The following is a 26,389-nucleotide window of genomic DNA, read 5'->3' as shown; positions in this document are numbered from 1 at the left end:
CATCGCACCTCCAAGGGGGCGAGATTTGCGACGCCTTTTAATGGGTCGGTACTCGATTAGCGATTATTTAATACGTTGGTCACATGGGGTCGTCAAGGGGATATGTGGTGCTACAAATACGTTTCCAGCGGCTTACTGAGTCATAAGTACGTTAAAGTAAGCCCGTGAACGCACCCGATGACGACAAGCGGCTGGTCGTGGGCGACGAGGAGCTCGCCACGCTGCGCGAGTGGGCCGCGCGCGAGCCGGCGAAGGGGCCGGGCAGAGGTATGGCGCTGCGCAGCCGCATCATCCTGGCCTGTGCCGAGGGGCTGCCGCGCAAGGAGGTCGCGGCCCGGCTCGGCGTCAGCCCCGCCACGGTGGCCAAGTGGCGGGCCCGCTTCGTCGAGCGCGGGCTCGACGGGCTCGCCGACGCGCCCAGGCCGGGCCGCCCCCGCAGTCCCGAGCGCATCGAGGCCGAGCGGGTGATCGCCGCCGCGGCCGGCGGCGCCGCCGTGCCGTCCACCAGGACGATGGCCGCCCAGCTCGGGCTGTCGCAGTCCACGGTCGCGCGCATCTGGCAGGAGCACCAGATCGCGCCGCCCGCCGCCCGCGTGCTGCCCAGGGAGCTGCTCTCCGACCGCGTCTACGCGCTGCTGCGCGGCTGGATCGTCTCCGGCGAGCTGAAGGCCGGGCAGCGCCTGGTGGAGGCCGAGATCGCCCGCCGGGTCGGCACCAGTCAGGCGCCGGCACGCGAGGCGATCAAACGATTGGCGCACGAGGGCCTGGTCATCTCCTATCCGAACCGGGGCAGCTATGTCGCCGAGATCTCGGACGAGCAGGCCCGGGAGGTTCGCGACATCAGGGTATTGCTGGAGGAGTATGCCGCACGCCGGGCGGCCGTCCGCATCCAGCCTGAGACGTTGCGCCAGCTCTCGGCCGATGTCCTGGCCATGCGCAAGGCGGCGAAGGACGGCGACATCGGCGCCTTCCGCGACGCCGACCTCGCCTTCCACCGCCGGGTCTGCGCGGCCTGCGGAAACTCCTTCCTGCTGCGGTTGTGGCGGACGATCGAGTCGAACCTGTGGAGCCTGCACGTCGTGGGCAACCCCCTCTACGACGGCGACTGGAGCGCGATGGCCGGCCACCACGACGACCTGGTGGCGGCGCTGGCCGCGGGCGACCCCGACGAGGCGGCCCGGCTCTTCGCCGCGCACGCCCGCGGCGAGGCCTCCCGTACCCGCCCGAAGAACGCGGCGAGCACGGGAGGCGCGGCGGCGGCCGGAGCCCCGGAAGGCGCGGAATGCGCCACGGCGGACGCCAGAGGCGCCCTGACGGACACCGAAGGCGCCCTGACGGACACCGAAGGCGCCCTGACGGACACCGGAGACGCCCTGACGGACGCCGGAGACGCCGTGCCGGTTCATCCGGACGGCGTGACGGTCCGGGCGGCGGACGGTGTGACGGCTCAGGCCGACGGCGCGATCTCGTAGGTGGCGCCGCGCCGGGTCTCCAGCACCACCACGCCGGCCTCCGGCCGTTCGACCTCGACGGGACGGCCGCGCTCGGTGACCGTCACCGGGCCCGCCGTCCGCAGCGTCAGCGGGCGTCCGAGGTCGGAGCGGATCCGGCCGCGCCGCAGCGCGCCGCCCGCCCACTCCACGTCCACCTCGAACCCGCCCCTGGCCCGCAGCCCGCGGACCGACCCGGCGGGCCAGGCCGCGGGCAGGGCGGGCAGCAGGTGCACCTGATCGGCGTGGCTCTGCAGCAGCATCTCGACGATGCCCGAGGTGCCGCCGAAGTTGCCGTCGATTTGGAACGGCGGGTGCAGGTCGAACATGTTGGGCGCGGTGCGCGCCGGGACCAGCAGGTTCGACAGCCGCTTGTACGCCTCGGCGGCGTCGAGCAGCCGCGCCGAGAAGTTGATCTTCCAGGCCAGCGACCACCCGGCACCGGCCTCGCCGCGCAGCTCCAGCGAGCGGCGCGCGGCGGCGGCCAGCTCGGGCGAGAGCCGCGGGTCGATCTGGTGCCCGGGGAACAGCCCCCACAGGTGGGAGGTGTGCCGGCTGCGCGACAGCGCCGCGTCGCCCCGGTAGTCCTCCTGCCACTCCTGGATCTGCCCGAGGTGCCCGATCTGGTTGGGCACCAGCCGCCCGCGCGCCTCGGTGGCCTTGGCCGCCAGCTCCTCGTCCTGCCCCAGCACCTTCGACGCCTCGGCGAACGCGCCGAACAGGTCGCGCAGGATCTGCATGTCCATGGTCGGGCCGGCGCAGATGCTGACGTTCTCGTCGTCGTCCTCGTGGTGGCCGACCTCGGGCGAGTGCGACGGGTTCGTCACCAGGTAGCCGGTCCTGGGGTCGGTCTGCAGCGTGTCGAGGAAGAACTCCACCGAGCCCTTGATCAGCGGGAAGTGCTCGCGCAGCCGCCGTTCGTCGCCGGTGTAGAGGTAGTGCTCCCACAGGATGAGGCAGAGCCAGGCGCCGCCGGTCGGCCAGACGCCGTAGAAGGCGAAGTCCACCGGCGCGGTGCCGCGCCAGCCGTCGGTGTTGTGGTGCGCCACCCAGCCCTTCGCGCCGTACTGGGTCTTCGCGGTCTTCGCACCGGTCTCCGACAGGTCCTTGATGAGGCCGAAGAGCGGGTCCATGCACTCGATGAGGTTGCCTGGCGCGGCCGGCCAGTAGTTCATCTCCAGGTTGATGTTGATCGTGTACTTCGACTCCCACGCGGGGGTCATCGAGTCGTTCCAGATGCCCTGGAGGTTCGCCGCGTGGCCGGGTGCGCGGGAGCAGGAGATGAGCAGGTAGCGGCCGTACTGGAAGTAGAGCGCGGCGAGCGCCGGGTCGGTGTCGAGCTGCTGGCGGGCGATGCGCTCGTCGGTGGGCAGCGCGGCCGCCTCGGAGGTGCCGAGGTCGATCTCCACCCGGCCGAACAGCTTGCGGTAGTCGGTGACGTGCTTGCGGCGCAGCACCTCGTACGGCTGCCCGCTCGCCCGCTTCAGGTACTTCCCCGCCACCTCATCGGGGTCGCCGCTGACGTCGCGATAGTTGCGGTAGCTGGAGCCCATGGAGATGAGCAGCGTGACCTCGTCGGCGGCCTCGACCGACAGCGTGCCGCCGTCGGTGCGCACGGCGCCGCCCTTGGCCTGCGCCTTGACCAGGGCGCGGAAGCGCACCTCGCCCGGCATGCCCTGGGTCTCGCCGCTGACGCCGTCGAGCGCGATCGTGTCGCGCCCGGCCGCCGACGCGGTGGTCTGCTGCGGGCTGGAGAAGGCGGCCTGGAACGTCACCGAGCCCGGCTTGTCGGCGGTGAGCCGGACCACGATGACCTGGTCGGGGTTGCTGGCGAAGACCTCGCGGGTGTGCCGCACGCCGTCGCGGACGAAGCTCACCGAGGTGACGGCCGTGTTCAGGTCCAGCTCGCGGCGGTAGCCGGTGAACTCATCCGAGCCGGGGAAGGTCAGCGTCAGGTCGCCGAGCACCTGGTACGGCGCCTGCTCGCTGGGCCGGCCGAGGAACTTCTCGTCGGCGAGGTTCTGGGCGAGCTTCCACTTGTCCTCCCACACCCACTGCCGGATCTGGGGGAGCGCCTCCAGCGCCTCGGGGCTGTCGTAGGTGTGCGGGCCGCCGGCCCAGATGCTGTCCTCGTTGAGCTGGAGGCGTTCGGAGGTCACGCCGCCGAAGACCATCGCGCCCAGCCGGCCGCAGCCGACGGGCAGCGCCTCCAGCCACTCGGCGGCCGGGCGGGTGTACCAGAGGGTCAGGGCGTCGTCGCGGGCCTCGGCCCGCGCGGGGCCGGCCGAGACGCCGTTCACGAGCAGGGTTCCGGCCGCGGCGGTCAGACCGGTCGCGAGCACGCCTCGGCGCGTGTAGCCGTCGTTGGTCACGGTTGCTCCTGTTCGAAGGGGGGTGGGGGATGGCGCTCGCCCGGGGGCGACGAGCGGGCTGCCCCGGGCCGATGCCGGGTGCGCACTGCCGTGAGCACGAACCAAGGGCCGAAACGCCCTATACATGGGATGTATCTTTACGTCACACTGCCGATATCTGTCCAGACCTCACGTAATTTCGCTGAAACATCGGAGGTAAGTCGTGCGTCGTATCGATGCTCACCATCACGTCTGGGATCTGGCGGCCCGCCCGCACGCCTGGCTCGACCCCGAGCCGATGGCGCCGGTGCGGCGCACGTACACGCTGGACGACCTCGCGGGCGAGGCCGCGGCGGCCGGCGTCGAGCGCACGGTGCTCGTGCAGGTACTCGCCGACCTGGACGAGACGCGCGAGTTCCTCGCCATCGCCGCCGCGTCCGAGCTGGTCGCGGGCGTGGTCGGGTGGGTGGACCTCACCGCGCCCGGCGTCGCGGACACGCTGGCCGAGCTGCCGCCCGGGCTCGTGGGCGTGCGCCACGGCGTGCAGTCGGAGCCCGACCCCGACTGGCTCGACCGCCCCGACGTGCGGCGCGGCCTGGCCGACGTGGCCGCGGCCGGGCTCGCCTACGACCTGCTCACGCTGCCGCACCAGCTTCCGTCCGCGATCAGGACGGTGGCCGCGCTGCCCGAGCTGACGTTCGTGCTCGACCACCTGTCCAAGCCGCCGATCGCGAGCGGCGAGCTGGAGCCGTGGCGCGGCCGGATCAAGGAGCTGGCCGCGCACCCGAACGTCTTCTGCAAGCTGTCCGGCATGGTCACCGAGGCCGACTGGGCGGCCTGGCAGGTCGCCGACCTGCGGCCGTACGCCGAGGTCGTGCTGGAGGAGTTCGGGCCCGAGCGGGTGATGTTCGGCTCCGACTGGCCGGTCTGCCTGCTCGCCGCCCGCTATGACCAGGTCGTGGCGGCGGCCGACGAGCTGTGCGCCGGCCTGTCGGAGAGCGAGCGCGCCGCCGTCTTCGGCGGCACCGCCCGCCGCGCCTACAAGCTCGGGGAGCTCTAGGGACTCTGGGGCACGGCCTCCACCCGGAACGTCGTGTGGTAGCTGCGCGACTCCTGCGGGCCCAGCCAGATCATGCTGCCGTCCGCCCTGGCCGCCGCGTCGCCCGACACGTGGTGGGTGGACGGCTCCAGCCCGACCGCGTAGTTGCCCGAGCGCAGGTTCAGCCACTCGAAGAAGTACGGGAACTCCGCCGCCCGCCACTCGACGGTCACCCGCATGCCGAGCCGGTCGTTGACCACGGCCACCCGATGCAGCCCGTCGGACACCGGGGCCAGCACGTGCTCGTACACCTGCTCCACGAACCCCGGCGCCGGGCCGGGGAACACGATGTGATCGGCCTTCTGCTCGGCGACGCTGTCGCTCTGCCACACCGTCTCGCGGATGTCGGCCTCCAGCCGCGCGCCCTCGTCGAGCAGCGGCCAGCCCAGGTTGATGTGGTACAGGTACATGTGCGGCGTCGGCTCGAACCCGGCGTTCGTCACCGTGTCGACGAGCCGGATCTCGTCGCCGCCCAGGTCGGCCTCGATACGGCGGACCAGGCGCAGGTTCTCGGCGAAGACCGCCGCCTGCCGCATCTCGCCCTCCGCCCACAGCACGCAGCGCTCGCCGTCCCACCGCTCGCCGTAGCCGGTCAGCCGGGCGGGCAGGTTGCCCGCCCTGCCGTGCAGCCCGTGCCGTACGGACGTGCGCGGCGGATACCGGTAGGTGCCGGCCGGCACGTCGCCGCCGAACAGCGTGTGGTCCAGCCCGGCCGTCACGATCAGCCCGGAGAACGAGCGCAGCCACGACAGCCCGTCCTCGTCGTTGTTCTCGTGCAGGCCCGGGTGGCGAAAGCCGGTGGGGGAGCGCCAGCCGAACGCGCGCCCCGCGTGCTCGGCGTGTCCGATGTCCATGCACCGGTCGACCAGCACGTCGAACGCGAGCCCCGAGCCGGTGCGGAACTCCAGCGTCCTGATGCCGCGCTCGACGCCGTCGCCCAGGGTCACCAGCCGGACCCCGCCGGCCGCGCTCAGATCGCCCGTCAGCTCGGCCAGCCGGCCGCGGTTCGGCATCATGCCATCACCCACCCTCCGTTGACTTCGATGGTCTGGCCCGTGACGAAGGAGGCGTCGGGGCCGGTCAGGAACGACACCACGGCGGCCAGCTCGTCCGGCGTGCCGCGCCTCTTCAGCGCCTGCCGCTCCAGCACCATGCGGTTGTAGGACTCCAGGTCCTCGTGGATCTCCTCGGCCTTCGTGGCGAACGCGCCCGGCGAGACGCAGTTGACCCTGATCTCGTGCGGGCCCAGCTCGCGGGCCAGCGCCCGGGTGAGCGCCGCCGCGGCACCCTTGGTGGAGACGTACGCGGCCAGGTCGGACCAGCCGCCGTGCATGGTGATCGAGGCGATGTTGACGATCGCGCCGCCGCCGAGCCCGAGCATCTGCCTGGCCGCGTGCTGCGCGCACAGCCAGTAGCCGCGCTGGTTGACCGCCACCACCTCGTCGTACTCGGCCTGCGGCACCTCGAGGAACGGCCGTGCCGGGTAGACGGCGGCGTTGTTGACGAGGATGCCGACCGGGCCGAGCCGCTCGGCCGTCTCGGCGAACGCGGCCTCGATCGCGGCCGGGTCGCGCAGGTCGGTCTTCAGGTTGAGCGCGCCTTCCAGGCCGTCGGTCGCGACGTCGAGCGCGGCGACCTGGTGGCCGTCGGCGGTCAGCCGGCCGACGATCGCGCGGCCGAGCGCCCCGGCGGCTCCCGTGACGAGCGCCGTGGTCATGTCGTCCTCCATTCCTCGTGCAGGTCGTTCAGCAGGCGCCGGGGCGGCGTGCCGGCCAGCAGCCCGTCGCGGACGAGCGCGGACGAGCGCCGCTGCAGCGCGATGTAGCCGGGGAAGCGCGGCCTGATCCAGGCGGCCTCCAGAGTGGTGCGGGTGTCGCGGTAGAAGCCGTCGCCGGCCTCCCAGACCGAGCGGGCGGCGGGCTGACCGCCGGTGGCCGGGAACAGCCGGGTCTGCACCGGCTCGGACGTCAGCCGCAGCAGGTGGGCGCGCACCGCTTCGCGCTTGTCCATGGCGCGTCTGGACACCGCGAGCCCGGTCCCGCCGAGCACGCTGCCCGGCGGGCGGCCCGGCCATGCGGGCGCGTCGGAGAAGGCCAGCGGGTAGGTGACGTAGCCGTACAGCAGGGGGCACCAGTCCACCCGGCCCGCCGCGATGGCGTCCAGCACGCCGATGGGGTTGAGCAGCGACACTTCGCGATCGGCGTGCGCGAGCAGCTCGGCCATCAGCTCGAGCGCCCGCTCACCGGCCGTCTCGTCGAGGAAGTCGCCGCAGGTCAGCGCGCAGAACATGAGGAACGCGTGCGGCCCGCCCAGGCACAGCGCCATCCGCGAGTCCCGCGCCCGCTCGGCGACCTCCGGCCAGGTTCCCGGTGCCCGCAGGCCGGGGCGGGCGGCGGCGACCTGCGTGGCGGCGTCGAGCGGCAGCGCCCACTGGCGGCCGTCCAGCCGGTAGCTCTCCCAGGAGCGGCCCGCGAACCGCAGCCCGGCCGGCTCGTCCGGCGCGAACAGCTCCTCCATCGGCACCAGCGCGTCCACCGCCGCGCCCAGCCCCGGATGGTCGATCACCAGCACGTCGTAGGTCTCGGCCAGCTTCGCGATCGGCTCAGACTCGAACCCCTCCAGGGGCTGCCGGTCCCACTCGATCGGCTCGGGCACCGGCCCGTACGGATGCTCGCCCGCCTTGTCGAGCCGGGTCAGCTCGTCCAGCGGCGCGTACCCGCGGGGGTGGTCCCAGGTCAGTCCTCGCATGCCAGCACGCCCTCCGCCAGCAGCTCGGCGGTGCGCTCCTCCGGATAGCCCAGCTCCGCCAGCAGCTCCCTGGTGTGCTCGCCCACCAGCGGCGCGCCCCTGCGCACCCGCGGCGGCGAGGCGCTCAGCCCGTACGGGAAGCCGGGCGTGGTCACCGTGCCCTCCGTGCGGTGCTCGTAGGTGACGAACGAGCCGTTGTGCCGCACCTGCGGATCGGCCACCAGGTCGGCGTAGCCGTACACCGGGCCCGCCCACAGGTCGTGACGGGCGAAGATCTCCAGCCACTCGGCCGTCGTGCGCTCGGGCAGCCTGGCCGCCACCATCGCGGTGATCTCGTCGCGCCTGGTGTGGCCGTCGGCGTCGCCGTCCATCTCGGCCAGGGCGGGCAGGTCCATCGCCGCCGCCAGGCCGTCCAGCCGGGGCATGCCGAGCGCGATGTAGCCGTCCTTGGTGGTGAAGACGCCGTACGGGGCCCTGATATAGGTGTGGCCGTGCGGCTCGCGGCCGCGCCGCTGCGGCACCCCGCCGACCGTGAAGATCGACAGCTCCTGCATCTGCACGGCGACCGCCGCATCGAGCATGTTCACGCTCACCCGCTGGCCCTCACCGGTCCGCTCACGGTGCAGCAGCGCGGCGAGCGCGCCTTCGAAGGCGCTGTAGGCGGTGATGGCGTCGATCGCGTACGAGCCGGCGGGCACCGGCGGGTCGCCCTCCCTGCCCGTGCTCAGCATGGCCCCGCTCATCGCCTGCAGCAGCAGGTCCTGGCCGGGGCGCGAGGCGTAGGGGCCGGTCTCGCCGTAGCCGGACATGGAGACGTACACGATGGACGGGTTGAGCCCGCGGATCGTCTCGTAGTCCATGCCCAGCCGCTCGGCCACGCCCGGCCGGTAGTTCTGCAGGAACACATCCGCCGTCGCGGCCAGCCGGTGCACGATCTCCCGGCCCGCGTCCGACTTCAGGTTCACCGCGAGGCTGCGCTTGTTGCGGTTGAGCGACAGGAACGAGGCGTTGATCCGGTTGCCGGTGGCGCCGCCCGCGGGTGCGTGCCGCTGCCACTCGCCGGTCACCGGCTCCACCTTGACGACGTCCGCGCCCAGGTCGCCGAGGCGCATCGCGGCCAGCGGGCCCGCCATCGCGATGGACAGGTCCACCACCCGGTAGCCGTCGAGCACGCCCATGTCAGCGCCCCTCGAAGACCGGCTCGCGGCGGGCGGCGAACGCGGCCCTGCCCTCGGCGGCGTCGGCCGTGGCGAAGCAGACGGTCTGCAGGTCGCGCTCGTACCTGATGGCCTGATCGAGCGGCATCGAGTAGGCCGCCCTGAGGTTCGACTTGGCGGTCTGCGCGGCGATCGGCGCCCGCTTGGCGATGGTCGCGGCCAGCTCCTTGGCCGCCGCCGCCAGCTCCCCGGGCGGGTGGACCGCGGTGACCAGGCCCCACTGCAGGGCGCGGACCGCGTCGATCGGGTCGCCGGTCAGCAGCATCGTGGCCGCGTTGCTCGGGCCGACCGCGTGCGCGAGCAGCGCCGACTGGCCGCTGCCGCCGATCCAGCCCAGCTTGATCTCCGGCGCGGCGAACGTGGCGGTCTCGGCCGCGAGCCGGATGTCGCAGGCCAGCGCCAGCTCCAGGCCGCCGCCGTAGGCGTAGCCGTTGACCGCCGCGATGATCGGCTTGCGCAGCGCGCGGACCGCGTCGCCGTAGTCGTCGCGGTTGCGGAACTCCCACGGCGTGTCGTACGCGTCCAGCTCGCGGATGTCGCTGCCGACGCAGAACGCGCGCTCGCCCGCGCCGGTCAGGACGGCCGCCCTGATCTCCGGGTCGGCGTCCACCCGGGCCAGGCAGGCGCGCAGCGCGGCGGCCATGTCGGGGGTGACGGCGTTGAGCTTGGCGGGTCTGTTGAGTGTGACGACGGCGACCGGGCCGTCGACGTCGAGGAGGACGTCCAAGGGAGGCTCATTTCTAGCAGCAGAGACGTATGTGCTGTTCGGCGTCGGCGCGGGCCACCTCGACCACCGTGCGCATGGCCTCCTCGGCCTTGCGGTGGTGGCGGCGTCTGATCGCCTGGGCCACGCGCTCGTGGTTGGGCAGCGTTTCCTTGTTGTGCGCCACCGAGCGGGTGTGCACCTGGCGCACCGACCGCAGGGCGATGCTGATCATGTCGTAGAGGTAGAGCAGCAGGTCGTTGTCGGCGGCGGCGAAGACCGCCTGATGGAAGGCCAGGTCGGCCTCGATGAACGGCTCGGGGTCGTCGGCCGTGGCGTACAGCGCGGCCAGGGCCTCGTCGATGCGGCGCACGGCCGCCGCGTCGGCCCGCTCTGCCGCCACCCTCGCGGCGCCGGGCTCAAGCGCGACCCGCAGGTCGGCCAGCACCCTGATGTCCTCGGGACGCGGCTCGGGCTCGAAGCGCCAGCTCAGCACGTCGGCGTCGAGCAGGCTCCACGACTCGCGCGGGCGCACGATGGTGCCCGCACTCCTCCTGGTCTCCAGCAGGCCCTTGCCGGCCAGCACCTTCACGCCCTCGCGGACCGCCGAGCGGCCCACGCCCAGCTCGCCGACCAACTCCTCCTCGATGGGGATGGACGTGCCGGGGGCGAGCTCGCCGTTGACGATGCGGGCGCCGAGTGCGCGTACGACCTGGACGTGACGGGCCGCGTCACTGCGGGGATCTGTAGCCACGGCTCCGCACGGTATCCCGAGCGCGCCGGAAATCCTAGACCCTTCATCGGATGAAGTTCGGATTTCATCAGATGAAGTCTTCACAGGGCGGCGGCACGGTAGTAGCTTTCCCAGGGACGCCGCCGGCGACGATCACCGAGAGACCCGCCCACCTCCTGCCGACCTCGACCCACGTCCACCCCCTGCTCGCCCGCGAGGGAGCGGCCATGACGACCCTGGGACTCATCCACACCTCGGCGACGCTCGTGCCGGTTTTCGCCGACCTGTGCACGCGGCACCTGCCGGGCGTCGAGACGTTCAACATCGTCGACGACAGCCTGATCAAGAACACCGTCGCCGCCGGGCGGCTCACCCCCGATACCGCCCGCCGCGTCGCCGGGCACATCGCCAGCGCGGAGGCCGCAGGGGCCGACCGCATCCTCGTCACCTGCTCGTCGATCGGCGCCGCCGTCGAGGCCGCCGAGCCGCTGACCGGCGTGCCCGTCACCCGCGTCGACCGGCCCATGGCCGACCGCGCCGTCGCCATCGGAGCCAGGATCGGCGTCATCGCCACCCTCGCCACCACCCTCGAACCCACCGCCGACCTCGTACGCCGCCGCGCAGAAGCGGCGGGCGCCGAGATCGCGCTGACCGCCCGGCTGTGCGAGGGCGCGTTCGAGGCGCTGATGAGCGGCGACGCCGCCACCCACGACGCCCGCGTCTCCGCCGCGCTCACCGAGCTGGCCGGGGAGGTGGACGTCATCGTGCTCGCCCAGGCGTCCATGGCCAGGGTCGCCGGCGCCGTCCCCTCGCCCGTCCCCATCCTCGCCAGCCCGCCGCTGGCCATGGAGTACCTGGCGAAGGAGCTGCATGGCTGAGCTGACCGTCGCCACGTACCGGGTCGTCACCCGGCTGCCGCTTGAGCGGGCCGTCAGCGCGATCGCCGGCGAGCAGAGCACCGGGACGTTCGTCAGCGTCGCCGGCGAGACCGACGAGCTACGCGCCCGCCACGCCGCCGTCGTGCTCGGCATCACCGAGATCCCGCCGCCGATCACCGAGCCGCTGCCCGGCGCGCGCGGCGACGGGCCGCTGCGCGCCGCGCTCGTCCGCATCGGGTTCCCGCTGGACAACACCGGGCCGTCGCTGACGAACCTGCTGCCCGTCGTCGCGGGCAACCTCTACGAGCTGCGCGAGGCGGCCGGGCTCAAGCTCGTCGACCTGGAGCCGGCCGCCGCGTTCGGTGAGGCGTACCTGCCGCCCGCGTACGCCGTCGAAGGCACCAGGCGGCTCGTCGGCCGGCCGGAAGGCGTGCTGATCGGCACCATCGTCAAGCCCAACGTCGGGCTGCGCCCCGCCGACTACGTCCCGCTCGTGCGGGAGCTGGGGCTTGCCGGGGCCGACTTCATCAAGGACGACGAGGTCAACGCCGACTGCCCGCCCGCGCCGCTCGCCCAGCGCGTCGAAGCCGTCACCGCCGCGCTCGACGAGGTCGAACGCCGCACCGGGCGGCGGCCCATGTACGCCTTCAACATCAGCGACGAGCCCGACCGCATGCTGCGCAACCACGACCTGGTGGTGGCGGCGGGCGGGACCTGCGTGATGGTCAACCTCAACGCCGTCGGCCTGCCCGCCGTCGCCATGCTGCGGCGGCACGCCGAGGTGCCCATCCACGGCCACCTCGCCGGGGTCGGCGCGCTCGCCCGGCATCCCGGGATCGGCATCGGGCTGGTGGCGTACCAGAAGCTGGCCCGCCTCGCCGGGGCCGACCACCTGCACTGCGGCGGCTTCCACAGCAAGTTCTACGTCACCGACGACGAGGTGGCCGACACGGTCGCGGCCGTCCGCGCGCCCCTGCTGGGCGGTTTCGCCTGCCTGCCCGTGCTGTCGTCGGCGCAGTGGGCGGGGACCGCGCCCGTCACCCTCGACCGTACGGGGACCGACGACCTGCTCGTCCTGGCCGGCGGCGGCGTGCTCGGCCACCCCGACGGGCCCGCCGCCGGCATCACCAGCATCCGGCAGGCGTGGCAGGCCGCGGCTGCGGGCGTGCCGCTTTCCGAGGTGGACGCGCCCGAGCTGGCCCGCGCCTTGGAGCACTTCGGTACGGCGGTGGCCCGATGACCCTTGACGGAGGTGGAGGCGCCCTGGAGTGCTCCCGGTTGGGCGGTGGCCCGATGACCCTTGACGCAGCCGGCTCGGCCCGGGAGCGCTGCGGTTCGGTGATGACCCGATGAGCGATTGCGAGGCCGGGCGGTGACGCTCTTCGCCTTCGTGGCCGACGACTTCACCGGGGCGACGGACGCGCTGTGGCAGTTCCGGCGTTACGGGCTGACCGGGTCGCTGGTCACCGACGCGCGCCGCCTGCACGATCGCGCCGACGTCATCGGCCTGGCCACCACCGCCAGGGCCGCGGACGACCCGGTGCCGATCGCGCTCCCCGCGCTCCGGGCCGTGGCGGCGCTGTGCCCCCTCGCCGTCCAGTACAAGATCTGCTCGACCTTCGACTCCGCACCCGAGCGGGGCAGCATCGGCGCGGTCATCGCCGCCCTGCACCGCGCCGGTCTCGCCGACGGGCCGGTGCCGGTGCTGGCCGCCCAGCCCGAGTTCGGCCGCTACACCTGGTACGCCAACCACTTCGTCCGCTCCGGCGACGACGTGCTCCGCCTCGACCGCTACCCGCCCGCCCGCGACCACCCCGTCACGCCCGCCAGGGAGGCCGACCTGCGAATCCGGCTCGCCGAACAGGGCGCGGGCCCGGTCGGCCGGCTCCCCGCGGGGGCGACCCGCGACCGCTACCTCGCGCTGCGCGGCCACGCCGCCTTCGTCGCCGACGCCACCACGGACGACCACGTGCACGCCCTCGGCCGCCTCCTCCTCGCCGATGCCCTGACGACGTTGCCCGAGGGTGCTCCTTCCGCGTCAGGGGCTAGAGGCACCGGTCGTTCGGCCTTCGCGGCGTCTTCCGCGGGCTCGTCTCCGGTCGCGAGCGCTGGGTCCTCCACGCTGTCGGAGGCGCTTCCCGGCGGCTCTGCTCCCGGCGGCTCTGCCTTCGCCGCGAGCGCTCACCCGGCCGGGGCCTCCACCGGCTCCGAGGCGCTTTCGGGCGGGGCACCCTCCGGGGCCGGCCGACGCGTGCTCTGGTGCGTGGGGTCCGGCGGGATGAGCCAGGCGCTGGCCTCGGCAGCGGCGTGGTGGCGGTCGGGTACGGCAGCGCCGGCTGAGCCTGCCTGGTCGGAACCCGGTCCGGAACGCGGACCCGCCGATCCGGAACCCCAGCCCGCCGGTCCGGAACGCGGACCCGCCGGGCCGGGACCAGCGCTCACCGGTCCGGGGCTTGCGCCCACCGGGCCGGGGCTTGCGCCCACCGGGCCGGGACTCGCGCCCGCCGATGCGGGGCTCGTGCCAGCGGGACCGGAACTCGGGCCCGCGGGACCCGTACTGGTGGTGTCGGGGAGCCGGTCTCCGGTGACCGCGCGGCAGATCGCCACGGCGGCGGAGGCGGGTTGGGCGGTCGTGGACGCGTCCGAGGGGATGGCGGCGATCGCGGCGGCCGAGGTGAGCCTGCGCGCCGGTCGCCACACCATCGTGCAGACCACGCTGGGCCCGGAGCGCGACCCGGACGGCATCGGCGACCTGCTCGGCCGGGTGGCCGCCGCGTCGGTGGCTGCCGGGCTGACACGGCGGCTGGTGGTGGCGGGCGGCGACACCTCAGGGCAGGTGGTGACCGCGCTCGGGGCGCACGCGCTGGACGTGGTCGCCTCCCTGGCGGTGGGCGGGCCTGTGTGCGTGCTCGCCGCCGACGATCCCGCGTTCGACGGACTGGAGGTGGCGTTCAAGGGCGGTCAGGTGGGCGGCGACGACTTCTTCCTCCGCGCCGCCGCCGGCTCCGCGCGCCGCCTGCACTAGCCCGCCCCGAGGCATCGGCCTGCCCTGCGGCGCCGGCCTGCCCTGCGGCGCCGGCCCGCTCTGCTGGGCCTGCCCGCTCTGCGGCATCGGGCTGCTCCGAGGCGTCGGCCCGGCCGAAGCGCCGGTGGCGGGAAGGGGCGGGGAGGAAGGTCGTGGATGGGGGATCGTGGGGAAGCGGGATGATGGTCGGCATGCGCTTCGAGCCGATCGACCGTCCAGCCCAGGCATTCCAGCAGTCCGTGACCCCCGACCACATCCAGCGGATCGCGCGCCGGGTCTTCGGCCGTGACGCCGTCTCGGCGGCCGAGCTGGGGCTCGGCATGTACAACACCACGTACAAGGTGACGATCGAGGGGCGGGACCGGCCGGTGGTGATGCGGTTCGCGCCGGAGCCCGCCCGTCAGGCCCGCTCGGAGCGTGAGCTGATGCGCAACGAGTACGCCACCGCCCCCTACCTCGCGCCGATCGCCCCGCTGATGCCGCGCATCATCGCCGCCGACTGGTCGCACGAGCTGATCGGCCGCGACTACATGGTGCAGACGTTCCTGGACGGCGTGCCCGCGCCCGACCGCCTGCCGAGCTACCCGCGCCCCACCTGGACAGGCTTCTTCCGCAGGCTCGGCGAGATCACCAGGACGGTCCACGACATCCGCGGCCCGGGGTTCGGCCCGGTGGCGGCGCCCACGTACCGCACGTGGAGCGAGGCCGTGGCGGGCGCGCTGCACGAGCTGGCCGCCGACGCCGAGGACGCCGGCCTGCACGGCGCAGACCTGCGCAAGGCCGCCGCGCTGGCGGAGAGCCGCAGTGACGTACTCGACGAGATCACCGAGCCGCGCCTGCTCACCGGCGACCTGTGGACGGTGAACACGATGGTCGCGGCGGACGCGCCGGAGCCGACGCTCACGGGGGTGCTCGACCTGGACCGTACGTGGTGGGGCGACCCGGCCGCCGACTGGACGATCAGGATGGCGAACGCCAAAAAAGACGAGCGGCTGGCGTTCTGGGAGGCGTATGGAGAGCCGGACCGCACCCCCGCGGCGGTCTGGCGCTCCGTGATCTACGAGATCCGCCATCTTGGCGCCATCCGGCTGGAGCGGCACCGGCACGGGCAGACCGACGGCGTGAGCCGCTCCTATGACGACGTGGCGGCCGCGCTCGCGGAGATCGATTGACGCTCACACAGAGGCGTCACCGAATATGATGTGGATCACCGGCCTGAGTCGTCAATTAATGTCCGGATTCTGTGACACAAGCGCATCCTGCGGGCGCCGCGACGGCCATCTGATCATCCGCGTTTCCGCAGGTGGGCCCGGGAAATCCGCGACCGGGCGCCGCGTCCGGCGATCTATTGTGAGTGACCTTAACGTTATATGCCGCGATTCTGACTGTTATCCCTTTCCTTATATATTGCGCGTTGATCAGTCATCTTGACGTCACGTGAATTTCGCGATGTGAGATGGGTTTTCCGTTGAGGGGGCGCCGCTCCGCGTGGAGTTCGCGCCCTCGGTCAGCGCGAACGGAGAGTGATGGGCAAGTACCTGCTCCGCAGGTTGGCGATAAATGTGATCTTGGTCGCTATCGCGGCTAGCTTGGCGTACATGCTCGCGGCGACCACGCTGAACCCGCGGGCGTCGTACCAGGGGCGGCAGCCCCCGGTCCCCGAGGCGACCATCGACGCCACATTGGACGCCTACAACCTGAACGACAAGACTCCCGTGCTGCAGCGCTACGTGACCTGGGCTTCCGGGGTCATCACCGGAGACTTCGGCAAGACCTGGAACGGCGGTTCGGTCAACGACGAGATGGGCCGCCGCATCATGGTCAGTCTCCGGCTCCTGTTCATCGGCACCCTGCTGGGGTTCGCGGTGGGCGTGGCACTTGGCGCGATATCCGCGGTGAAGCAGTACAAGATCACTGACCGGTTAATAGGTGTCAGCTCCTTCGTGATCATGGCCATCCCGGTGTTCGTGCTGGCCACGCTGCTGGCGATCGCGACCTACAACCTCAACAGAGGGCTCGGGTTCACGCTGATCGAGTACACCGGCGAGTACAACCCGCGCCTGTCGGGCTGGGACCAGTTCCTCAACCGGCTGAACCATCTCATCCTGCCGACGATCTCGCTGAGCCTCGGCTCGATCGCCTTCTACAGCCGGATCCAGCGCAACATGATGCTCGACGTGCTGAACCAGGACTTCGTCCGCACCGCGATGGCCAAGGGCCTGCGGCGCAGGACGGCGCTCATCAAGCACGCGCTGCGCACCGCGCTGATCCCGTCGGCGACGTACTTCGCGTTCGCGTTCGGGACCATGTTCACCGGAGCCACGTTCACCGAGAAGATCTTCGCCTGGCACGGCATGGGCGCGTGGCTGGTCGACTCGATCAACCAGAACGACGTCAACTCCGTGGCCGCGGTGACCTTCTTCGCCGCGGTGTGCGTCCTCGTCGCGTCGTTCCTGTCGGACGTGCTGGTGGCGGCCCTCGATCCACGGGTGCGGGTGAGCTGAGATGCGATCGAAAGTCGTCCTGCGGCGCCTCTACCGCAACAAGCAGGCCCGCTACGGGATCATCGCGCTGATCCTGCTGGTGGCGCTGGCCTACATCGGGCCGTACTTCGGCCCGTACGACTGGACCGAGAAGGACTTCCTCGCCTTCCTGCAGCCGCCGAGCGCCGACCACTGGTGGGGCACCACCTCGATCGGCCAGGACGTGTACGCCGTCACGCTGCGCGGCATGCAGAAGTCGATCGTCATCGGCCTGCTGGTGGCGCTGATCTCCACGGCCCTGGCCGCCCTGGTCGGCGCGTTCGCCGGCTACTTCGGCGGCTGGGTGGACAAGGTGCTCATGTGGGGCGTGGACCTGCTCCTCGTCCTGCCCAGCTTCCTGATCATCGCGATCGTCTCGCCCCGGCTCAAGGAGGGCGCCTCCTGGCTGTGGTTCGTGGTGCTGCTGGCCGCGTTCTCCTGGATGATCACCTCGCGGGTGGTGCGGAGCATGACGCTCTCGCTGCGCGAGCGCGAGTACGTCCTGGCCGCCGTCTACATGGGCATCCCGCGCTGGAAGATCATCTTCCGGCACATCGTCCCCAACCTGTCGTCCCTGCTGATCATCGACGCCACGCTGAACGTCAGTGGCGCGATCATCGGTGAGGCGGCGCTGTCCTTCTTCGGCTTCGGCATCCAGCCGCCCGACGTCTCGCTCGGCACGCTGATCGCGCTCGGCTCCGGCAACGCCACCGGCTACCCGTGGCTGTTCGCCTTCCCGCCGGCCTGCTGGTCGCGTTGGTGCTCAGCGTGAACCTGATCGGCGACGGGCTGCGTGACGCACTCGACCCGGGGAGCAACTCGTGAGCATCTTGGAGGTCAAGGACCTCACCGTCACCTTCCCCGGCGGCATCGAGGCCGTGCGCGGCGTCAGCTACGAGGTCGAGCGCGGCGAGGTGCTCGGCATCGTGGGCGAGTCCGGCTCGGGCAAGTCCGTGACATCGCTGGCCGTGATGGGCCTGCTGCCGCGCGACGCGGTGGTGGACGGCTCGGTCAAGCTGCACGGCCAAGAGCTGCTCGGCATGCCGGAAGACGAGCTGGTCAAGGTACGCGGCAAGGCGATCAGCATGATCTTCCAGGATCCGCTGTCCGCCTTCACCCCCGTCTACACGATCGGCGACCAGATCGCCGAGGCCGTCCGCATCCACCAGAAGATGCCCAAGGACAAGGCGGCCAAGCGCGCGGTGGACCTGCTCGACCTGGTCGGCATCCCCAACCCGCAGCTGCGGGCCAAGGCGTTCCCGCACGAGTTCTCCGGCGGCATGCGCCAGCGCGCGATGATCGCCATGGCCATCGCCAACGACCCCGACCTGCTGATCTGCGACGAGCCGACCACCGCGCTCGACGTCACCATCCAGGCGCAGGTCCTGGAGGTGCTCAAGACCGCGCAGCAGGAGACCGGCGCCGGCATCGTGATGATCACCCACGACCTCGGCGTCGTCGCCGGCATGGCCGACCGGGTGCTCGTCATGTACGCGGGCCGCCCGGTCGAGCAGGGCTCGGTGGACGACATCTACTACCGGCCGCGCATGCCGTACACGATGGGCCTGCTCGCCTCGATCCCCAGGGTGGACGGCGAGGAGGGGCCGCTGGTGCCCATCGAGGGCAACCCGCCCTCGCCCGCCTCGCTGCCGCCGGGCTGCCCGTTCGCACCGCGCTGCCCGATGAAGGTGGACATGTGCGAGGAGGAGGAGCCGCCGCTGACCCCGATCGACGGGGGACGCCACGTGGCCTGCATCCGCGCGCACGAGATCGAGCACAAGGGCCTGACCGGCGCGGACGTGTTCCCGGTCCCGGTCATCCCGCCGAGCGACGTCGTCCGCGTGCCGCGCGAGCAGCGCCCCACGGTGCTGGAGCTGGACGGGCTCAAGCGGCACTACCCGCTGATGAAGGGCGCCATCTTCAAGCGCCGCGTCGGCACGGTCTACGCCGTGGACGGCATCAGCTTCGACATCGCCGAAGGCGAGACGCTGGCCCTGGTCGGCGAGTCCGGCTGCGGCAAGACCACCACGCTGCAGCAGATCATGCAGCTCGCGCCGCCGCAGGACGGCCGCATCGTGGTGCTCGGCAAGGACAGCGCCAAGCTGGACAAGGCCGCGCGCCAGGCGCTCCGCCGCGACCTGCAGATCGTCTTCCAGGACCCGATGGCGGCGCTCGACCCGCGCATGCCGATCGGTGACATCATCGCCGAGCCGCTGCGCGCGCACGGCAAGAAGGACGTCTCCGCCAAGGTCGCCGAGCTGCTGCAGCTCGTCGGCCTCGCACCGGAGCACGCCGAGCGCTACCCGCAGCAGTTCTCCGGCGGTCAGCGCCAGCGCATCGGCATCGCCCGCGCACTGGCCCTGGAGCCGAAGCTGCTCGTCCTCGACGAGCCCGTCTCGGCACTCGACGTCTCCATCCAGGCAGGTGTGATCAACCTGCTGGAGGAGCTGAAGAACAGGTTGGGCCTGTCCTACCTGTTCGTGGCACACGACTTGGCGGTGGTACGGCACCTGGCCGACCGGGTGGCCGTCATGTACCTCGGAAGGATCGCCGAGATCGGCGCGGTCGAGAACGTCTACGACCGGCCCGCGCATCCGTACACGCAGGCACTGCTGTCGGCGATCCCGCTCCCCGACCCCGAGAAGGAACGCACCCGCAAGCGGATCCTGCTCGAAGGCGACCTGCCCAGTCCGGCCGACCCGCCGTCTGGCTGCAGGTTCCGCACCCGCTGCCCCAAGTTCGCCCGGCTCAGCGAGGCCGAGCGACGGCGGTGTGTGGAGGAGGAGCCTTCGGTCGCCCGGCTGACGAGCGCCGTCGACCACGGTGCCGCCTGCCACTACGCGGAGGAAGTCGAGGTCATCACGGCCTCGGACAATCAGGAGGAAGAGTGAAGGTTCATCACCGTGCGGCCGCTGGGCTCGCGGTCCTGGCCATGGCAGTGGCGGCCTGCGGCGGCGGCGGCTCGGAGAGCAAGCAGCCGAGCGCCGAGCAGTCGCAGCAGGCCCAGCAGCAGATGGCGGAGACCCCGTCCATCAGCATCAACCCCGTCCCGTACGAGCAGGTGAAGGACGGCGGCACGCTCACCCTGCCGATTGGTCAGTGGCCGAGCCAGTGGAACCCCTACCACGTCGACGGCAACCAGGCCGACACCTCGGAGATGCGTGACACCTTCCTGCCGTCGGTGATGGTGTCGGACGCGGAGGCCAACTTCACGCCGAACAAGGACTACGTGACCGACGTCAAGCTCGACCAGTCGTCGGGCAAGCAGGTCATCACCTACACGATCAACGACAAGGCCCAGTGGTCGGACGGCACGCCGATCACGTGGAAGGACTTCGAGGCGATCTGGAAGTCCAGCAACGGCGAGAACAAGAAGTACAAGCCGACCTCCACCGACGGCTACGACCGCATCGAGTCGGTCGAGAAGGGCGACTCCGACAAGGTCGTCGTCGTCACCTTCGCCAAGACGTACCCGGAGTGGCAGGGCCTGTTCACGCCGCTCATGCCGGCCAAGCACATGGACTCGCCCGAGGCGTTCGAGAAGGACTACCTGCAGAAGGTCCCGGTCACCGCGGGTCCCTTCAAGATCGAGAAGATCGACGAGGGCACCAAGACGCTGACCGTCGTGCGCGACGACAAGTGGTGGGGAAGGAAGGCCAAGCTCGACAAGGTCATCTTCCGTACCATCGAGACGCCCGCCGCGCAGGTCAACGCCTTCGCCAACGGCGAGCTCGACATGGTGGAGATCCCGCCGGGCAGCCCCGCCGACCTCAAGCGCGCCAAGGAGGTCCCGAACGCGGACATCCGCAAGGCGCTCAGCCCCAACTGGCGGCACATCACCGTCAACAACCAGAGCGAGTTCCTGAAGGACAAGTCGGTCCGCCAGGCCGTGCAGTACGCCATCAACCGTGACGTGATCACGCAGTCCGACCTGAAGGACATGGACTGGCCGCTGCAGACGCTCGGCAACCACGTCTTCATGAACAACCACAAGGGGTACGTCGACAACTCCGGCGACCTCGGCAAGTACAACCCTGAGAAGGCCAAGCAGCTGCTCGACGCGGCCGGCTGGAAGCAGGAGAGCGAGGGCGCGACCCGCAAGAAGGACGGCAAGGAGTTCGAGCTGACCTTCGTGGTGCCCGCCGGCGTGCCGTACGCCAAGACCGAGGGCGAGCTGACCCAGGCGATGCTCCAGGAGGTCGGCATCAAGCTCAACATCCGCGCGGTGCCGGACGACAAGTTCTTCACCGACTACATCATCAAGGGCGACTTCGACCTGGTGCCGTTCTCGTGGATCGGCACGCCGCTGCCGCTCGGCGCGCTGCCGCAGATCTACAAGACCGGCTCCGAGAGCAACTTCCCGAAGTCGGAGAACCCTGAGCTCGACGCCGCGATCGACGATGCCGTCGGCGAGATGGACCCGCAGAAGGCCATCGAGAAGGCGAACATCGCCGACAAGATGATCTGGGACATGGTGCACACGATCCCGCTGTACCAGCGTCCCGACATCCAGGCGGCCAAGAAGACGCTGGCCAACCTGGGCGCTGAGGGTTACAAGACCTACGACTGGACCGAGGTCGGCTTCACCGAGTGAGCCCCTCTCACGTGAACGGGCGACCCCCGGCCGGAACTCCTCAGGCCGGGGGTCGCCCCGTTTCTGGAGGTCTTCAGCCGCCGTGCGAGTCGGCCGCGCCGCCCTTGAGCGTGATGCCGCAGGACGGGCCGCCGGGGCCGTCGAAGCGTACGGAGTCGAAGAAGTCGCGGAAGGTGGGGAAGAAGTTGCCCTTGTCCCTGGGCTGGGTGACGGCGGTGCAGCCGTCGTAGTCCGCCTCGGAGAAGAGGTAGATGAACGAGTCGGTACGGTTCCAGTCGGACTTGGCGCGGTCGGCCATGCCCAGCGCGGCCAGGTCGGGGGTGTCGGCGTTGATCTGGATGATGTCCCCGGTGCCGTCGAGGCCGGAGAACATGCAGTAGTAGCCCTCCTGGCACCGGTCGTAGCCCTCGGCGGCCTGAGCCGGCGTTCCGAGCGCGGCCACGACGGCGGCGGCGAGCGGTAACGCCAGCATCTGAAGCTTCTTGCCCACACTTCCTCCAAGGGTGAAACTTTCTTTCACCCCGAACATACACGGCGCGATCTTGTAGGGAAAGGGATCAATTTCGCGCCGCCAGACCGACCTCCACGCCCGCCCTGGTGCCCCAGCGGCCCACCCGGTGGCACGTCAGCACCGCGTACGCCAGGAGCGGGCGCAGCACCAGCAGCCGCCAGAGCGCGGCCAGCGGGGCGAGCGCGAACAGCACCAGCCGCGCCCGTGTGCTCTCGTCGCTGCGCCGCACCGTGAACAGCCGCAGCGCCATCGCGTAGTTCATGGCCAGCGCGGCCTGCCCCGTCGCGACCGCCGCCGCGCCCAGGTGAGCCCGGTGGTCCGGGCCGGCCACCAGCGCCACCGGGACGGCCACGACCAGCAGCAGGTGCAGGAGCTCGGCCACCGCGGTCCAGAAGGCGGCGCCGGTCAGGGGCAGGTAGCGCAGCCACCACAGATGACGTACGGCCGTGCCGCGCATCCACCGCACCTGCTGCCGCACGTGATGGCCGAGCCGGGCCGGGGCGAGCGTGAACACCATCGCCGACGGCTGGTGCACGGTCCGCCCCGCCAGCAGGGCGTGCAAGGTGAGCAGCGAGTCGTCGTTCATCTGCATCGGACGGCCGCGGAAGCGCTCGCTTCCGTACGCGCCCGCGCACCTTCGCACCACGCCCGCCCGGTAGAACGCCAGCGCGCCCGAGTTCAGCCGCACCTGCCTCAATGCCGAGGTGGCGCTGCGCAGGCCGAGCGTGAACGGCAGGTACAGCAGGGGGCTCAGGCGGGCGAGCACGCCATCGGCCCGGTTCAGCACCAGCACCTGCCCGGCCACCGACTGCACGCGCGGGTCCGCGAACGGGGCCAGCCCCTCCCTGACGGCGTGCCGGTCGAGCACCGAGTCGCTGTCGAGGGTGACGAAGACGTCCCCGTCGTCGCCGGCGAGTGCGTGCATCTGGGCGTGGCGCTTGCCCCGGTTCGGGGTGCGGTCCCAGGTCGTCTCGATGCCGCGCGCCGCCGCCTCCTGCTCGAATTCCGTGCGTACGTCGTCGTACGGCAGGTCCGAGCCGTCGTCCACCACCCGCACCCGCGTGACCGGGCGGCTCTGCGCCAGCACCGAGCGCAGGCAGGCGCGCAACGCCTCCGGATCCTCGTTGTAGACCGGGATCTGTACGGTCACCCGCAACGCGTCCAGCCTCGCCTGATCGTCGCGCCGTGCTCTGATCGGACGCTCGCACCACGACAGCGGCAGCCACCACAGCAGGATCGCGGCGAGCGGCCAGGCCGCCTCGCCGCCGCCGTTCGGCAGGGCGGCCATCACATGGGTCACGCCCCAGGCGGCGACGGCGGTGGTGAGGAGTGCGGCGCATGCTTGGAGCTTGGGACCGGCGGCGTAGTCGGCGGATGGGAGCCGCCGGGGGCGCCCGTCTCGCGTCATGGGCAGAGGGGGTCGCGGCCGGGGCGGAAGCGGGCGCGTACCAGGAAGGCCGTGCCGAGCGCGATCGACGCGCAGAGCGCGACCAGCCACGGGTGCCCGCCGGCCAGCGCGGCCACCGCCACGCCGCCGCCGTAGCCGGCGAGGGATCCGTACGCCATGAAGGGCCTCCTGAAGGCGAGGGGTGACGAAGGCGAGGGGTGACGGCGGGAATGTCGCCGGATCCGGGGCGCGCCAACCTCCCCGCCGGTCAAGAGGAGCTGAAAGTTTCACCGGAGTACGGCCCGTTTCCGCTGGTGCCCGCCCTCGCCGGGGCGGCGCCTCGCGCGCGGCGGCGAAACTCGGGGATCGTGACCTACAGTGCCTCTGGGAGCGCTCCCACATCCCTTCGAGCCAGCCGGAGCAGCGTGCGATGAGCAGCAACCCGAGCAGGAAGCGGACGGTTCCGACGTGGGCGGGCCGATGGCGGACCGGCCTGCGGCGGGCCCTCATGCGGACGGACCCGCCACCGGGCGACGCGCCGCCGGGCGGATGGCGGGCGAGCCGCAGACGGACGGGCGGCCGGCGCGCGGGCCGGAGACGGACGGGATTCGCCGCCGTTCTCGCCCTGGTCGCCGCGACCCTGACCGTGCCCGCCACGGCGATCGCGGCTACGGTCCCCGCGACCGGGGCGGCGGCCCTGCCGTACCAGGACCCGAGCCTCCCTGTCGGCGCCCGGGTCGACGACCTCATGTCCAGGATGTCGCTGGAGGAGAAGCTGGGCCAGATGACCCAGGCCGAGCGCGGCTCGGTCAGCGCGTCCGACATCACCACGTACCGGCTGGGCTCGGTGCTGTCGGGCGGCGGCTCGGCCCCCACACCGAACACGCCCGCCTCCTGGGCCGACATGTACGACGGCTTCCAGAACGCCGCCCTGGCCACCCCGCTCGGCATCCCGCTCATCTACGGCGTGGACGCCGTACACGGCCACAACAACGTCGTCGGCGCCACGATCTTCCCGCACAACATCGGCCTCGGCGCCACCCGCGACCCCGACCTTGTCCAGCGCATCGGCCGCGCCGTCGCCGAGGAGGTGTCGGGCACCGGCATCGACTGGAACTTCGCCCCCTGCCTGTGCGTGGCCCGCAACGACCGGTGGGGCCGCACGTACGAGTCCTTCGGCGAGACCCCCGACCTGCCCTCGTCGATGACCTCCATCATCACCGGGTTCCAGGGCGACGCGCTGAACGGCCCCGCCTCCGTGCTCGCCACCGCCAAGCACTACGTCGGCGACGGCGGCACCGAGGGCGGCGTCGACCAGGGCGACACCCGGCTGTCGGAGGCCGAGCTGCGGGCGATCCACCTGCCGCCGTTCGAGGAGGCCGTGGAGCGCGGCGTCGGCTCGGTGATGATCTCGTTCAGCAGCTGGAACGGCACCAAGGTGCACGGCCACCGCTACCTCATCACCGACGTGCTCAAGGGCGAGCTGGGCTTCGACGGGTTCGTGGTCTCCGACTGGAACGGCATCGACCAGATCGACGGCGCGCCCGGCACCTCCGCGCTCGACGTGCGCACCGCCATCAACGCCGGCATCGACATGGCGATGGTGCCCACCGAGTGGCGGAGCTTCATCGAGCTGCTGCGCGCCGAGGTGCAGGCAGGGCGCATCAGCATGGAACGGATCGACGACGCGGTACGCCGCATCCTGACCAAGAAGTTCGAGCTCGGGCTGTTCGAGAAGCCGCTGACCGACCGGTCGTACACCTCCACCGTGGGCAGCGCCGAGCACCGGGCACTGGCCCGCGAGGCCGTCGCCAAGTCGCAGGTCGTGCTGAAGAACGAAGGCGGGCTGCTGCCGCTCGCCAGGACCGGCGGGAAGATCTTCGTGGCCGGTAAGAGCGCCGACGACATCGGCAACCAGAGCGGCGGCTGGACGATCTCCTGGCAGGGCTCCTCCGGCGACATCACGCCCGGCACCACCATCCTGGAGGGCATCAGGAACACCGTCGGCTCCGGCGCCACCGTCACCTACAGCCGCGACGGCAGCGGCATCGACGGCTCGTACCGGGTCGCCATCGCGGTCGTCGGCGAGACCCCGTACGCCGAGACGCAGGGCGACCGGCCGGGCGACCTCGGCCTCGACAGCACCGACCTGAACACCCTGGCCAACCTGCGGGCCTCCGGCGTCCCCGTCGTCGTGGTCCTCGTCTCGGGACGGCCCCTCGACATCGCCGCGCAACTCCCCGGCTGGGACGCCCTGGTCGCCGCCTGGCTGCCGGGCACCGAGGGGCAGGGCGTGGCCGACGTGCTGTTCGGCGTCGTCCAGCCGACCGGGAAGCTGCCCATGACCTGGATGAACAGCGCCTCCCAGCAGCCCATCAACGCGGGTGACGGCAAGACGCCGCTGTTCCCGCAGGGGTTCGGGCTGACGTACGAGCCGGGCGGAGAGGACGACACCACCCCGCCCACCGCGCCCGGCACCCCCACCGCCTCCGGCGTCACCTCCACCTCGGCCACCCTCACCTGGTCCGCCGCCACCGACGACGTCGGCGTGACCGGGTACGACGTGGTCCGCTTACAGGGCTCCGCCGAGACACCGGCGGCCTCCGTCACCTCCACCTCCGTCACCATCACCGGCCTGTCGCCGGACACCTCCTACACCTTCGCCGTCTACGCCAGGGACGCCGCCGGCAACCGCTCACCCCGCTCCGGCACCGTGACGGTCACCACGTCCGGCGACGGCACCGGATCCGGCTGCACGGTCACACCGTCCACGCAGAGCCAGTGGGGCACCGGGTACGTCATCCAGGCCACGGTCGCCAACACCGGCACATCTTCCAGAACGTCCTGGACGGTCACCTTCACCCTTCCCGCCGGGCACACCATCACCGGTTCGTGGAACGCGGAGGTGAGCGTCAGCGGCCGTACCGTCACCGCCCGCAACGCCCCGCACAACGGCACGCTGGGGGCGGGGAGAGCACGTCGTTCGGCTTCCAGGCCACCCGCTCCGACGGCGACACCTCCCTGCCCACGTCGTACACCTGCAGCTGACCCGGGCCGCCCCGGGCCCGGGTCCCGCCCGCGGAGCCGGTGCTGTGCCGCTGGGCCCGAAACCGGGCGCGCTGGCGTTGCCG

General features: G+C 71.7%; 19 protein-coding genes and 2 pseudogenes. 11 read left to right on the top strand and 10 right to left on the bottom strand.

Annotation, left to right across the window (positions count from 1 at the left end; all coding sequences use genetic code 11):
* Nucleotides 1-164: 164 nt before the first annotated feature.
* Nucleotides 165-1,472, top strand: coding sequence for an FCD domain-containing protein (locus WBK31_RS24420; protein ID WP_406673200.1), 1,308 nt, complete (start codon nt 165-167; stop codon nt 1,470-1,472).
* Here WBK31_RS24420 and WBK31_RS24415 read toward each other — a convergent pair.
* Nucleotides 1,448-3,862 (bottom strand): glycosyl hydrolase family 95 catalytic domain-containing protein, encoded by a 2,415-nt coding sequence (locus WBK31_RS24415; RefSeq protein ID WP_406673199.1) that lies wholly within the window; start codon nt 3,860-3,862, stop codon nt 1,448-1,450. The two genes, WBK31_RS24420 and WBK31_RS24415, sit on opposite strands and share 25 nt — an antisense overlap.
* 202 nt (nt 3,863-4,064) lie before the next feature.
* Here WBK31_RS24415 and WBK31_RS24410 point away from each other — a divergent pair, with 202 nt between their 5' ends.
* Nucleotides 4,065-4,901 carry an amidohydrolase family protein gene (locus WBK31_RS24410; RefSeq protein ID WP_364056149.1) on the top strand — a complete coding sequence of 279 codons (837 nt, stop codon included), beginning with the start codon at nt 4,065-4,067 and terminating at the stop codon, nt 4,899-4,901.
* Here WBK31_RS24410 and WBK31_RS24405 read toward each other — a convergent pair.
* The 6 genes from WBK31_RS24405 to WBK31_RS24380 are packed head-to-tail and all read right to left on the bottom strand — an operon-like array spanning nt 4,898 to nt 10,362.
* Nucleotides 4,898-5,956, bottom strand: a complete 1,059-nt coding sequence (locus tag WBK31_RS24405) for an aldose 1-epimerase family protein (protein ID WP_364056146.1) — start codon at nt 5,954-5,956, stop codon at nt 4,898-4,900. The genes WBK31_RS24410 and WBK31_RS24405 overlap by 4 nt on opposite strands.
* A complete protein-coding gene (locus tag WBK31_RS24400) occupies nt 5,953-6,657 on the bottom strand; it encodes an SDR family NAD(P)-dependent oxidoreductase (protein WP_378787378.1) in 705 nt (234 codons plus the stop codon). The genes WBK31_RS24405 and WBK31_RS24400 overlap by 4 nt, the downstream gene beginning before the upstream one ends.
* On the bottom strand, nt 6,654-7,688 hold the full coding sequence (locus WBK31_RS24395; protein WP_378787379.1) for a hypothetical protein: 1,035 nt from the start codon (nt 7,686-7,688) through the stop codon (nt 6,654-6,656). Before WBK31_RS24395 ends, WBK31_RS24400 begins: the two co-directional genes overlap by 4 nt.
* The gene (locus WBK31_RS24390; RefSeq protein ID WP_364056137.1) at nt 7,676-8,866 is read right to left on the bottom strand and encodes a CoA transferase; all 1,191 of its coding nucleotides are present in this window, start codon (nt 8,864-8,866) and stop codon (nt 7,676-7,678) included. The genes WBK31_RS24395 and WBK31_RS24390 overlap by 13 nt, the downstream gene beginning before the upstream one ends.
* A 1-nt stretch (nt 8,867) precedes the next feature.
* Entirely contained in the window at nt 8,868-9,632 is a 765-nt protein-coding gene (locus WBK31_RS24385; protein WP_364056134.1) for an enoyl-CoA hydratase/isomerase family protein, read from the bottom strand.
* Nucleotides 9,633-9,645: 13 nt separating this feature from the next.
* On the bottom strand, nt 9,646-10,362 hold the full coding sequence (locus WBK31_RS24380) for a FadR/GntR family transcriptional regulator (protein WP_364056131.1): 717 nt from the start codon (nt 10,360-10,362) through the stop codon (nt 9,646-9,648).
* A 206-nt stretch (nt 10,363-10,568) separates the two neighbouring features.
* Here WBK31_RS24380 and WBK31_RS24375 point away from each other — a divergent pair, with 206 nt between their 5' ends.
* The 8 genes and pseudogenes from WBK31_RS24375 to WBK31_RS24340 all read left to right on the top strand — a co-directional run bounded on the left by WBK31_RS24375 (nt 10,569) and on the right by WBK31_RS24340 (nt 21,360).
* Nucleotides 10,569-11,219 (top strand): aspartate/glutamate racemase family protein, encoded by a 651-nt coding sequence (locus WBK31_RS24375; protein WP_364056128.1) that lies wholly within the window; start codon nt 10,569-10,571, stop codon nt 11,217-11,219.
* Nucleotides 11,212-12,459: a RuBisCO large subunit C-terminal-like domain-containing protein gene (locus WBK31_RS24370; RefSeq protein ID WP_364056125.1), complete on the top strand. Its 1,248-nt coding sequence runs from the start codon at nt 11,212-11,214 to the stop codon at nt 12,457-12,459. The genes WBK31_RS24375 and WBK31_RS24370 overlap by 8 nt, the downstream gene beginning before the upstream one ends.
* 132 nt (nt 12,460-12,591) lie before the next feature.
* Nucleotides 12,592-14,244, top strand: a complete 1,653-nt coding sequence (locus WBK31_RS24365) for a four-carbon acid sugar kinase family protein (protein WP_406673198.1) — start codon at nt 12,592-12,594, stop codon at nt 14,242-14,244.
* Between the two features lie 191 nt (nt 14,245-14,435).
* The gene (locus WBK31_RS24360; RefSeq protein ID WP_406673197.1) at nt 14,436-15,416 is read left to right on the top strand and encodes a phosphotransferase family protein; all 981 of its coding nucleotides are present in this window, start codon (nt 14,436-14,438) and stop codon (nt 15,414-15,416) included.
* A gap of 354 nt (nt 15,417-15,770) precedes the next feature.
* Nucleotides 15,771-16,748 carry an ABC transporter permease gene (locus WBK31_RS24355; RefSeq protein WP_364056116.1) on the top strand — a complete coding sequence of 326 codons (978 nt, stop codon included), beginning with the start codon at nt 15,771-15,773 and terminating at the stop codon, nt 16,746-16,748.
* A 1-nt stretch (nt 16,749) separates the two neighbouring features.
* Nucleotides 16,750-17,591 (top strand): annotated as a pseudogene (locus WBK31_RS24350) (ABC transporter permease).
* Entirely contained in the window at nt 17,588-19,657 is a 2,070-nt protein-coding gene (locus WBK31_RS24345; protein ID WP_364056110.1) for an ABC transporter ATP-binding protein, read from the top strand. The pseudogene WBK31_RS24350 and the gene WBK31_RS24345 overlap by 4 nt, the downstream one beginning before the upstream one ends.
* On the top strand, nt 19,654-21,360 hold the full coding sequence (locus WBK31_RS24340; RefSeq protein WP_364056107.1) for an ABC transporter family substrate-binding protein: 1,707 nt from the start codon (nt 19,654-19,656) through the stop codon (nt 21,358-21,360). The genes WBK31_RS24345 and WBK31_RS24340 overlap by 4 nt, the downstream gene beginning before the upstream one ends.
* A 73-nt stretch (nt 21,361-21,433) precedes the next feature.
* On the opposite strand, the gene WBK31_RS24335 is transcribed toward WBK31_RS24340, so the two are convergent.
* The 3 genes from WBK31_RS24335 to WBK31_RS24325 form a co-directional block, all read right to left on the bottom strand.
* Nucleotides 21,434-21,832, bottom strand: a complete 399-nt coding sequence (locus WBK31_RS24335) for a peptidase inhibitor family I36 protein (protein ID WP_364056104.1) — start codon at nt 21,830-21,832, stop codon at nt 21,434-21,436.
* Nucleotides 21,833-21,917: 85 nt separating this feature from the next.
* Nucleotides 21,918-23,279 (bottom strand): glycosyltransferase family 2 protein, encoded by a 1,362-nt coding sequence (locus tag WBK31_RS24330; RefSeq protein WP_364056101.1) that lies wholly within the window; start codon nt 23,277-23,279, stop codon nt 21,918-21,920.
* Nucleotides 23,276-23,437, bottom strand: a complete 162-nt coding sequence (locus WBK31_RS24325; RefSeq protein WP_406673196.1) for a hypothetical protein — start codon at nt 23,435-23,437, stop codon at nt 23,276-23,278. Before WBK31_RS24325 ends, WBK31_RS24330 begins: the two co-directional genes overlap by 4 nt.
* Before the next feature lie 251 nt (nt 23,438-23,688).
* On the opposite strand from WBK31_RS24325, the pseudogene WBK31_RS24320 reads away from it, so the two are divergent.
* A pseudogene (locus WBK31_RS24320) lies at nt 23,689-26,175 on the top strand (glycoside hydrolase family 3 N-terminal domain-containing protein); the annotation flags it as partial.
* Between the last annotated feature and the right edge of the window lie 214 nt (nt 26,176-26,389).

It is taken from the genome of Nonomuraea sp. N2-4H, assembly GCF_045291505.1.
Classification (GTDB): domain Bacteria; phylum Actinomycetota; class Actinomycetes; order Streptosporangiales; family Streptosporangiaceae; genus Nonomuraea; species Nonomuraea fastidiosa.
Note: the sequence above shows the minus strand (reverse complement) of the source record. Positions and strands in the feature narration are given on the sequence as shown.

Coding starts and splice junctions, on each gene's coding strand:
- WBK31_RS24405 (WP_364056146.1), bottom strand. CDS start 5,956: ATGATGCCGAACCGCGGCCGGCTGGCCGAGCTGACGGGCGATCTGAGC.
- WBK31_RS24400 (WP_378787378.1), bottom strand. CDS start 6,657: ATGACCACGGCGCTCGTCACGGGAGCCGCCGGGGCGCTCGGCCGCGCG.
- WBK31_RS24395 (WP_378787379.1), bottom strand. CDS start 7,688: ATGCGAGGACTGACCTGGGACCACCCCCGCGGGTACGCGCCGCTGGAC.
- WBK31_RS24390 (WP_364056137.1), bottom strand. CDS start 8,866: ATGGGCGTGCTCGACGGCTACCGGGTGGTGGACCTGTCCATCGCGATG.
- WBK31_RS24375 (WP_364056128.1), top strand. CDS start 10,569: ATGACGACCCTGGGACTCATCCACACCTCGGCGACGCTCGTGCCGGTT.
- WBK31_RS24370 (WP_364056125.1), top strand. CDS start 11,212: ATGGCTGAGCTGACCGTCGCCACGTACCGGGTCGTCACCCGGCTGCCG.
- WBK31_RS24360 (WP_406673197.1), top strand. CDS start 14,436: ATGCGCTTCGAGCCGATCGACCGTCCAGCCCAGGCATTCCAGCAGTCC.
- WBK31_RS24355 (WP_364056116.1), top strand. CDS start 15,771: ATGGGCAAGTACCTGCTCCGCAGGTTGGCGATAAATGTGATCTTGGTC.
- WBK31_RS24335 (WP_364056104.1), bottom strand. CDS start 21,832: ATGCTGGCGTTACCGCTCGCCGCCGCCGTCGTGGCCGCGCTCGGAACG.
- WBK31_RS24330 (WP_364056101.1), bottom strand. CDS start 23,279: ATGACGCGAGACGGGCGCCCCCGGCGGCTCCCATCCGCCGACTACGCC.
- WBK31_RS24325 (WP_406673196.1), bottom strand. CDS start 23,437: ATGGCGTACGGATCCCTCGCCGGCTACGGCGGCGGCGTGGCGGTGGCC.